The 8,787-nt window shown below is 59.7% G+C and carries 5 protein-coding genes and 1 pseudogene; 2 read left to right on the top strand and 4 right to left on the bottom strand.

Annotation, left to right across the window (positions count from 1 at the left end; all coding sequences use genetic code 11):
* Nucleotides 1–494: 494 nt before the first annotated feature.
* Nucleotides 495–1,523: an aspartate-semialdehyde dehydrogenase gene (locus QSV46_RS38750; protein WP_314963961.1), complete on the top strand. Its 1,029-nt coding sequence runs from the start codon at nucleotides 495–497 to the stop codon at nucleotides 1,521–1,523.
* Nucleotides 1,524–1,975: 452 nt separating this feature from the next.
* Here QSV46_RS38750 and QSV46_RS38745 read toward each other — a convergent pair whose 3' ends face one another.
* The 3 genes from QSV46_RS38745 to QSV46_RS38735 form a co-directional block, all read right to left on the bottom strand.
* Entirely contained in the window at nucleotides 1,976–2,131 is a 156-nt protein-coding gene (locus QSV46_RS38745) for a hypothetical protein (protein WP_314963960.1), read from the bottom strand.
* A 305-nt stretch (nucleotides 2,132–2,436) separates the two neighbouring features.
* Nucleotides 2,437–3,792, bottom strand: a complete 1,356-nt coding sequence (gene hemN, locus QSV46_RS38740) for an oxygen-independent coproporphyrinogen III oxidase (RefSeq protein WP_314963959.1) — start codon at nucleotides 3,790–3,792, stop codon at nucleotides 2,437–2,439.
* A 741-nt stretch (nucleotides 3,793–4,533) separates the two neighbouring features.
* Entirely contained in the window at nucleotides 4,534–5,859 is a 1,326-nt protein-coding gene (locus QSV46_RS38735; protein ID WP_314963958.1) for a DUF3422 domain-containing protein, read from the bottom strand.
* A 1,844-nt stretch (nucleotides 5,860–7,703) separates the two neighbouring features.
* On the opposite strand from QSV46_RS38735, the pseudogene QSV46_RS38730 reads away from it, so the two are divergent.
* A pseudogene (locus tag QSV46_RS38730) lies at nucleotides 7,704–8,044 on the top strand (hypothetical protein); the annotation flags it as partial.
* Between the two features lie 290 nt (nucleotides 8,045–8,334).
* Here QSV46_RS38730 and QSV46_RS38725 read toward each other — a convergent pair.
* Nucleotides 8,335–8,709 (bottom strand): ABC transporter permease subunit, encoded by a 375-nt coding sequence (locus tag QSV46_RS38725; RefSeq protein ID WP_409997286.1) that lies wholly within the window; start codon nucleotides 8,707–8,709, stop codon nucleotides 8,335–8,337.
* Nucleotides 8,710–8,787 lie beyond the last annotated feature (78 nt).

Genomic DNA, 8,787 nt, shown 5'->3' with positions numbered 1-8,787 from the left:
CATGAATCATTGAAAAATTGATTCGGGAATCCTATAAAACGAGACAAAATCAACAATCTGCCAAAGTAGTGCTAGGGTCCAGACTCAATTGAGCCAATATCGCGAGGAGAGCGGCCAGATGAACAGTGGCTAAAAATTCACGTGCGAGCTTGTCTTATCGCTTGGCGATGCGCCGGAAGTCCTCGAGCCTGAAAAAGGAGATCAAAGAGTTGTTCCATCACGAAAATCAGCCCATGCACGGCGTCTGAGTATTTCTTAATCGCATCTCGAGTCGAATGCTTCAAACCATTAATCCGTGGCTCTTCAATATCAGTTGTTGCGACAACTCTCCCGCATAAGCTCCCGCCATGTTCACGACCACCAAACGCACGACTAAAACCACCACGGCCTTCGGGGCCCGGGGAGGCGTGCGCGTGTAGTCGTCGACTAGAACGCAATCCACTCTACCGCCCTCGTTGGTCCGGGGCTTTTTTGTTGTCTGAATTCTCAAATCAATGGAGGACAAAGTGAGTAACGATCCCGTCGTCGCGATTGTCGGCGTCACCGGTGCGGTGGGCGCCGAATTCATCGCCACCATGGACAGGTGCGGCTTTCGCGTCGGCAAGCTCAAGGCGCTCGCCAGCGCCCGCTCGGCCGGCAAGACGGTGTCGTTCCGTGGGCAAGACGTTATCATCGAGGAGCTGACCGAACGCGCCTTCGAAGGCGTCGACATCGCCCTGTTCTCCGCCGGCGGCAGCATTTCGAAGAAATATGCCCCGATCGCGGTCAAGGCCGGTGCCGTCGTCGTCGACAACTCCTCCGCCTTCCGCATGGATCCGAACGTGCCGCTAGTGATCCCCGAGATCAACGCGAACCGCATCCGCGACCACAAGGGCATCATCGCCAACCCGAACTGCGCCGCCATCACGGCGCTGGTCCCGCTGTGGCCGATCCACCAGAGCAACCGCATCAAGCGCGTGATCATCTCGACCTACCAGGCGGCCTCCGGCGCCGGCGCTGCCGCCATGGACGAGCTGGTCGAGTCCACCCGCGCCAATCTCAACGGGCAGGTTTATACGCCGAAGGTGATGCCGCATCCCTACGCTTTCAACCTCTTCAACCACAACACCGCGATCGACCCTGACACCGGCTACAACGACGAAGAGACCAAGGTCATCAACGAAACCCGCAAGATCTTCGAGGACGACAGGATCGCGATCGGCGTCACCTGCGTGCGCGTGCCGGTGCTGGGGGCTCATTGCGAGGCCATCACCTTCGAATGCGAGAAGCCGATCAGTGAGGATCAGGTCCGCGCCATCATGGCGCGAGCGCCCGGCGTCAAGATCGTCGACGACCGCGCCAAGAACTACTTCCCGATGCCGATCGACGCCTCGGGCCAGGACGACGTCCTGGTCGGCCGCATCCGCAATGACCTCAGCGACCCCTCCGGGCATTCGATCTCGATGTTCGTGGCGGCGGACCAGCTGCTCAAGGGCGCAGCGCTGAACGCGGTGCAGATCGCAGAGCTGTTGGTGGTCGTGTAATCAGGCGCACGCCGAGTCCACAGGTCTAAGTGTGGGTGGACGCAAACGCTTCGAGCCCGCGCACATATCGCGTCGAAACTGTTGGAGGCCGTCAGCAGAGGCGAGAGGCCACATATCGCGCATCACAGTTAGTTCCCATCCAATGCTGTCCAAAATCTCTTTGACCAGGCGAACGAGGCGGCACGATGAGTGGCGTGACATTTGGTCCGGCCACTCGGCTCGAGGAAGACAAACCTTACCGCAGCATCGCGTACAAAATGCTCAATGGAGGTCGATTTTCCCAAACGAGCTTCGGCTGATGATCTCGTGTATCGGTCAATTTTACTTCGTGCAGATGGCCGTACGATCGTGGCTATGCTTCCGGTCGGGGTTCGTCGGTGTCGCACGCGGCCGGCTGTGGAGTTACGGCTGGTATCGACGGCGAGTATTTTGGCTGCCGGCCCGAGGCGAACTCAGAACTGGATAAAAGTTGGGACAAGTCCGCGATAGCGTATGGACAGGTGCTCATGGTTGAGTTGGTTCTCCAAACGGGCATCGAACGAACGATTCTTGATCTGTATCTCTCGATTGGCTTCGAATTCGCCGGCCAGGACCATGTCGTTTGGCATGCGGTCTCCGCAAGTGCGAAAGGGGACACGACGCCCGACTCGAAGGCGAGATTGTGGCTTTGAGCCCCAAATGCGCCTGCTCGATCTTGTTTCTTGAAGGAAGCCTACGCTGCCTACGCGGCTCCATTAGAGGTCATGCAACGGAAAGCATCCGCCACGCTCAGTGATCGTTCCGAGACGCTCAAGAAGCTGGACCGGTTAGTCGAGGCCGACGGTAGCTGATCGACTTCGCAGCGCGCTCCACCGCCGTACCTGCGGCAATCTAGCCTAATCTCATCACGCTTAGTGTGGCAGCTCCAGGAGCCTCATACTGTGCGGCTATGAGTCGCCACTGACCGCGCCAGATGAGCATCGAATGCGGACGCTACGGTCCTGACGAGAAACTCGGCGCCTTTCCTGACGAACAGTCGCTCGTCGCCGTCCATGGTCACTGCGCCGTCAGCAATGAGGCTATTGAGCCGCGAGCGATCGACGACGGCCGACTTCGGATCGCGGCCATGAGATCGAGCGATCTTCGACAGGTCGAGGGCCATGTCGCACATCAGTCGTTCGATCAGATCGGCTCGGAAGCGATCGTCACCCGTAAAGGCATACCCCTTGAGGGTGGCAGGCCGGTCCTCGGCGATGCGCGCCAGGTAATCACGGGTTACCACGACATTCTGTGCAAATCCTTGCGGCATCCTCCCGATGGCGCTTGCCCCTAGCCCGATGAGCGTTTCGGGGGTGTCGTCGGTGTAACCCTGGAAGTTCCGACGCAGCCGCCCTTCGCGCTTCGCCGCGGCAAGATTGTCGCGAGGTAGGGCGAAGTGGTCGAAACCAATGCGCACGTAGCCCGCGTCGACCAGGGCTTCTGCAATCAATTCCGACTGAAGATGGCGCTCGACTGTTTGGAGGAGGGCGTGTTCGTCGATGTTGCGCTGATGCTTCTTGAACGAGGGCATATGCACGTAACCGAACACCCGCAAGCGATCCGGCCGGAGTTCGATGCATTTGGCGACCGTGTCTAGGCACGATTGCGTGGTCTGAAGCGGCAGACCGCAGATAAGATTGAAGTTGAGCCGGCCGACGCCCGCTCGCCGCAGGCGCTCAACGCACGTGGCGGTCTGCTCGAATGTCTGCACGCGGTTGATGGCGCGCTGCACAACAGGATCGAAGCTCTGTACCCCCAGGCTCGCGCGATTGACTCCGCTGTAGCCCAAACCCGCCGCGATCGGCTCGGTCAGGGTACGCGGATCGATCTCCACGGCGATTTCGGCGTCGGGCAACACGGAATACGAGAAGCGGAGCGCGCCGACGAGATCGGCGAACGTCTCGGGCGTCATGATCGTCGGCGTGCCGCCGCCGAAATTGATGTGCGAGATAGGAAGGCGGTGGCCGATAGTTTCGGCGATTAGGTGCGCCTCCGTTCGCAGGCCCGATGTATAGACTGCGATGGGGTTGTCTTTCTTCGTGACCGAGGTGTGGCAACCGCAATACCAGCACATAGACCGGCAAAACGGAACGTGCACATAGATCGAGGCCGGCTGGCGGGGCGGCAGGGATCCGAGCCACATCCGGTAATCAGATTCGCCGATCGCTGACGAAAAGTGCGGCGCGGTCGGATAGCTTGTGTAGCAGGGAAGCCTGTCGTGACTGTACGATTGCGCCAGATCCGATCTCATCTGTTTCTCCTTCAACTTCCGAATTGTCTAACGACTTCGCTGAGAGGCACGTTGCGTTGGCGCAATCCTTTGGTCGTTTTGAGCCTCAATTCCGCCCGCAGCAGCTGGCACCACGTTTTGGCAGCTCTGATCCTCTTAATCGGAAATGTGGCCCGTGGCTTGATTGCGACAAGGGCCGGCCGAAATACGTTCGACGGGGCAGGTCGCGGAGAAGAAACGTCGGCCGAGTTGAAAGGATCAAAGACTTGTTGCCTTACCATCGTCGGATGGCGCGGGTACTTGGCGTTCTGCCGGACTGCTGGCGTGCTCACAAACCTCGAAGCCTGGATTCGCTGAAGACAGCGAATGTATCTCTGGCGACAATGGCAGAACCGGCACAAGCGATTCACGGAGCTTCGCCGCCTCGCCATCGCGAAGTTCGCCGCATCGATTGCCGCCGGTTCGCCGGCGGGGCTCTGGCGAATGTCCGGGCACCGGCGATCCAGCACGCCCTGCGCAACCAATTCTTCGCTCGCGGTCTCTCGCGAATATTGGTTTCTGAGCCAGCATAACTCAGTCGAACCGCCACGGTACGGACCCGTGTATGCCAAGTGGTATGGGAAGGGTGGCGTCGCGAGACGTCCCCCTATCCCGATCAATTAAAGGACAGTTACAGGCTAACCCGTCGGGGCTCTGGTGGTAGCGTCGCACCACAGCTATGCGAGCTTCGTAGGACGGACGCACTGATTGCCACAGGGAGCATTAGTCACGAGCCACCGGGGGCGCGTCGTCCTGCTTGAGGTGTCGCTTTCGAATCTTGTAACTCACCAGCCAGATCACGCCGACCGCGATCGGTACGAAGGCTGCGGTTAGGAACGAGGGCTCTACTGGCAGTCCGGCATCGTGCGCGCCCTCGGCAAGATAGTTAAACAGACTGACCACGTAATATCCAATCGCCCCGACCGACAATCCTTCGACCGTGCACTGCAGCCGAAGTTGCTGCCTCGTGCGTTCGCTTATAGCCTGCAATAGGTCATGATTCTGTTGTTCGATTTCGACGTCGACACGGGTTCGCAACAGATCGGCGGCACGCGCGAGCTTGACCGAAAGAGACACCTGACGATTTTCCACGGTCGCGCAGGTTCGCATCGCCGGCGCCATGCGGCGCGCCAGAAATGACGACCATGTCGGATAGCCCGAGACATCATTGCCTTCAATGATGGACAGTCGCGATTGGACCAGCTCGTTATAGGCCCTGCTCGCGCCGAAGCGAAACAGACTACCGGTCGCGCCTCTTTCGAAGGAGGCGGCCAACGCCGTCAGTTCGGCAAGGAGATGGCTGTTGAATTGCAGCCCCTCACCGCTTTGCATTTTTTCGAGAGCTTCAACAAGACGGCGGTCGATGCGATCAACAGATGGTGCAAGCTCAAGGGCCGCCGACAGGCCAAGCAGCGCCAATGGACGGTAGGTCTCGATTTCCAGGAGCCGTTGCACCAGCGCTCCGAGATCGTGCGAGGTCAATCCGAGGTCGCAGACGAGGATTTTCGTGAAGCCGTTTTCGTCGACGTGGAAGTCTGAGGCGGCAACGCCTGCACCGCTCTTTGTGGCAACCATGGCCAGGCTATTCTTGTCAAAAATCTGTTCCGCGCGCTTGGTCGGCGAGGCGCCTTGCTCAACTTCTAACCTGATCGCGACGAGTAATTGACCCGTCTGCCGCACCGCGCGGATCAGCGATGAGACGGTATCATCAACTTTCTCAAATTTCTGAGCGGCGGGACCATTTGCGTTAGTCCAGATCCAGGTGAATGTTGTAAATTCCGAATGCTGCTCCCAGCGTAGCATAGCGGGACCGATGACAATCTGATGATGTTTCGCCGATTGCTCGGGCGGCGGAAGATTGCGCTCCAGGCAGAAATCGATAAAACGGCAGCGATCGCTTGCGGCCGCCTCGCCCTGCGCAAGAACAGCGAAGTGGATCACGCTGAATGGCGAAACAAGCTGCGTGAAAGGGCGCGCGTGCACTTCGCCGAGCACGGCGGCGCGTTGCGGATGCAGCTTGAAGGTTCGCAGATCAAGTTCATCGATCATCTATTGACGCCTCGCTTCAGAGTGAGCAAGCAACCGTCAGCCTTGACGCGAGAGGCATTGGCGGTGCTGGAAAAGGGGGGCTGGCGACAAGGCGCCGATCATGTCATGTCGACGCTCGATACCGAGGCCGCCTTCCGATCGGGAAAGAGGTCTTGCGGGAGCAGGATCAGGCCGAGCAGGTCGAGGCGGAACAGCCTCGTCCAGGCTTCGACTAACGCCCACAACTACGTCTGTCGGGTACGGTCCGGTGTCTGTGGCGAAATGCCGGCATGGTGGATCAATGCGTGTAGCGGTGCGCCAGCAAGCCGTTCCGCGACCTCGGTAGTGGTGTGCGGCACCTTCCGACGAATGCCTAGATCGACGTGGACGTGAACGTCTGTCTCCGAATCCGACGGACATCGCCCGCCACCAAAGTGGTGCCCCGTGCAAATAAGGATGCGCCGGCCCTCTTCTGCAAACAGGTTTTCGGTGACATGGCCGATGCCGCGCGAGGCGGTGGCAAGCGGTGGCGTCTTCCGTTCTCGCAGCGGGGTGCAGACAGGCGACCTCCGGTGCGGCAACCACATTGTCGATTGACAGATCGAGGCCCAAACACGACTCCCATCCTGTTGCCGCCGCCAAATTTTCCTGGCGCGGAGAGCCGCTGCAGGATTTGGGCCAGCACTGGAAGGGGCGCGCTCGCGTCTTTCTTCGTGCAATGTGGCTTTCGGAGAGAGTCGGAGGCGGGTTTCAGACATGAAGCGCGCTTGTATTCTGACAGAATGCGTACGTGGCGGAGGCCACAGGGAATTGCCTTTTTCGGCAAGATGATCGCTTGCCCGGCCGCTGCCATCGTCTGAGTGACCACGCTGGGGCCGGATTTGTCGATGCAGAGCCGGGAGAGTGACCGCGCGCGGACCCGCGGGAAAGGCTTGCCGATGGGCTGATAACGCCACATCGAGTGAGAATGACCGGATTACGGACCTAGAGCGCTCGTCGTCCTCTCTTTGACGCAACACTCAGAGTAGTGCAAGCGTCGCGGCTTGACCGATTATTGCAGCGAGGCACTTCCATCGAAGAGGCCGTTCGGTGCGCTCGATCCGAGCAGAGCTGGCATCAATGAAATCGCGGCATGGACCGAGAAGCCGGCCCAACGCATTCAGTGGTGCTTGGCTCTTCGTGTTGACAGGCGTAGATTTCCGCTAGCGATCACTGCCTCGGCCACACGCTCCGCTCACGAGAGTCGCCGGCCGTAGCTGTGATCCGCCGTGGTTTGGTCGATCACTCACAATTATCGCCGCGTATCTGGCCGTTCATGAAGAGCGATTGCGGGCTTTCATGACGGGGCTGGGGGACGATGTCACGGCAGACCACCGTTTGAGCTCGTGCCGCCACCAGATGTCCAACCGAGGGACCGGCGTTGCGCGATCGGCTGCGCGCGGAGTCATAGGCCGGCGCGCAGATCCGACTATCGGCGCGCCTTCATAAGATGAGCCGCTGGTGCAGACTGCTGCTATCTAATACGACATCCCAGCGCGTCGTGTTCAGCATTCCGCGGCGACAATGACGAGGCATGGCAGCGGGCGGAGCGTTTTCGCGTCGGAGGAGCTCCGCGACCGGCTGCTTGAAGACAGATCGCAGCAATAGGAGCCGCGCGTCTGCAAGGCCAAGGGACTTGTACGGGGCGATTGGTGTCAAGGCTTTTCGTTGTGGGCCATCTCCTTGTTCGGCCGGCTGCGACATCTCTTCGTCCCGATCTGTGCTTCGCTGGCTGCTGCGTGCCGCCGCTGTCAAGGGTGGCCGAAGGTCATCGCGGAGCGACTTGCCGGAGGGGTGACGGGCGACATCGCCACGCGCCTTGGCCGGTGGCCACCGAGGCGCTATGGCGCTTCCATCGCCCAAATGATGGCCGTGCAGAAACAAGGGGTACCCAGCGCAAGACCCTCGGCGCGTGGCCAAGTATAATGAGAAGGCCGCGCGCAAGGCCGCCACCATCGCCGCAGGCGAGGTCTTCAAGGGCTTGGACCGGAACGACGCGAAGCCCGAGGCGAGGCGCCAACAGGTAGCCAAGAAGCAGCGCACCACGCTTGCAACCCTCATTGCTGAAGCTGGTCCCTACCAGACGTCCTTGACCGAACGTCAAGTCATCAACTGGAAGCCAGCAATGTCGGCGCTGCGGCTCGGGCTTAAGGATCACGCCGAGAGCGCCGGACCGAACGCCGTCTCCTTCGGATACACGTACAAGCCGCCCGCATGCCGATCGACGGACGTCGACCAGCGAGCCAGATCGGCGCGACGATAGGCCTGTCCCGGCTTCAGATGCCGCTTGAGATCATCGAGCTTGATCATGCCCACTAATATAGACCAATCCACGTTCGGCTCTCCACAAGAAGGGAAACAGAAAAGCAGATTGCGAGATAAACTCCGGCTGCGAATGTATACATTTCAATGGGCCGGGCCTCGCTTTGAGCGACGATGGAAGTCGATGTAAGGAAGTCATTTAGCGCGACGACATATGCAACCGAGGTGTCCTGAAAAAGGATAATGCACTGGGTCAAAAGAATCGGCGCCATCTTCCTCACGCAAGACGATGTACTGAAAGCTTTGGCGCAGCGTCAGCCCCGTCGAAAGCGCCGCGGACAATCGCCCGCGGGGGACGCTCTGAATGCCGGCGCGTATCGTCTCTGAAAAGTAAGCTGCCTCGAACAGGACGAACGAGATCAGGACGGAGAAAAACTGGCCCACGGGTCGACCGATGACCAGCGGCACCATGAAGTAGAACCAGAACACCACCAGCACTAGCGGCACGGAGCGGCAGAGGCTCACATAGGCGAAAGCGACCAATCGTAGTGGTGGGGGGCGCTGGGTCAGCCTAGGTCAGCGTTTTCTTGGTTCGAATCATATCAGGCGGCGTCGGCGAGTTTGTAGGACCAGGTATGGACGACGGGA

This window comes from Bradyrhizobium cosmicum, assembly GCF_032290525.1.
Lineage (GTDB): Bacteria > Pseudomonadota > Alphaproteobacteria > Rhizobiales > Xanthobacteraceae > Bradyrhizobium > Bradyrhizobium cosmicum_A.
Note: the sequence above shows the minus strand (reverse complement) of the source record. Positions and strands in the feature narration are given on the sequence as shown.

Bases quoted from the DNA above. Each gene is read 5' to 3' on its own strand.
- hemN (WP_314963959.1), bottom strand. From the start codon at position 3,792: ATGAGATCGGATCTGGCGCAATCGTACAGTCACGACAGGCTTCCCTGC.
- QSV46_RS38735 (WP_314963958.1), bottom strand. From the start codon at position 5,859: ATGATCGATGAACTTGATCTGCGAACCTTCAAGCTGCATCCGCAACGC.
- QSV46_RS38750 (WP_314963961.1), top strand. From the start codon at position 495: ATGGAGGACAAAGTGAGTAACGATCCCGTCGTCGCGATTGTCGGCGTC.
- QSV46_RS38745 (WP_314963960.1), bottom strand. From the start codon at position 2,131: ATGCCAAACGACATGGTCCTGGCCGGCGAATTCGAAGCCAATCGAGAG.